The following is a 610-nucleotide window of genomic DNA, read 5'->3' on the forward strand; positions in this document are numbered from 1 at the left end:
ACAACCAGACGCTTCTAAGAGTGTTGATGAAGAAAATTATCCTGAAGGTTCTAAGTTTAAATTTAAAGAACCAGTTGAAACAAGTAAGGCAGGAGACAAGGAAACAACGGTTGTAGTAACGGATAAAGATGGAAATCCATTAGTTGAAGTTCCAGCAACTGTAGTAGTCGCAAAAGGTTATCCTCAAATTGTTCCAGTTAGTGAAGGGAATGAACAACCTAGTGTCAAAGATAGTATTGATCCAGATCAATATCCAGAAGGTTCAACATTTGAATATAAAGAAGAAGTCAATACTTCAGAGGCAGGGGACAAGAATGTTACAGTAGTTGTTAAAGACAAAGCAGGTAATAAACTTGTCGAAGTTCCAGCAACGGTACGTGTGGTAGAAAGCTATCCTCAGTATGTTCCAGTAAACAAAGAAGGTATCTCACCGAAAGATAGTATTGATCCAAGTAAATTCCCAGAAGGAACCACGTTTGAGTATAAAGAAAAACCAAATACTGGTTCCACAGGAGACAAAGATGTAACAGTTGTAGCTAAGCTAGGTACAGAAATAGTTGCAGAGATTCCTGCTAAAATTGTAGTAGTCGATAGTAAGACACAATATGTG

Annotated in this window: 1 protein-coding gene; it reads left to right on the forward strand. The window is 37.5% G+C overall.

Annotated elements, in window-relative coordinates; translation table 11 throughout:
• A partial coding sequence (locus ADG81_RS03880) for a Rib/alpha-like domain-containing protein (RefSeq protein ID WP_049550950.1) occupies positions 1-610 on the forward strand: 610 nt, incomplete at both ends.

It is taken from the genome of Streptococcus pseudopneumoniae (assembly GCF_001070815.1).
Classification (GTDB): domain Bacteria; phylum Bacillota; class Bacilli; order Lactobacillales; family Streptococcaceae; genus Streptococcus; species Streptococcus pseudopneumoniae_P.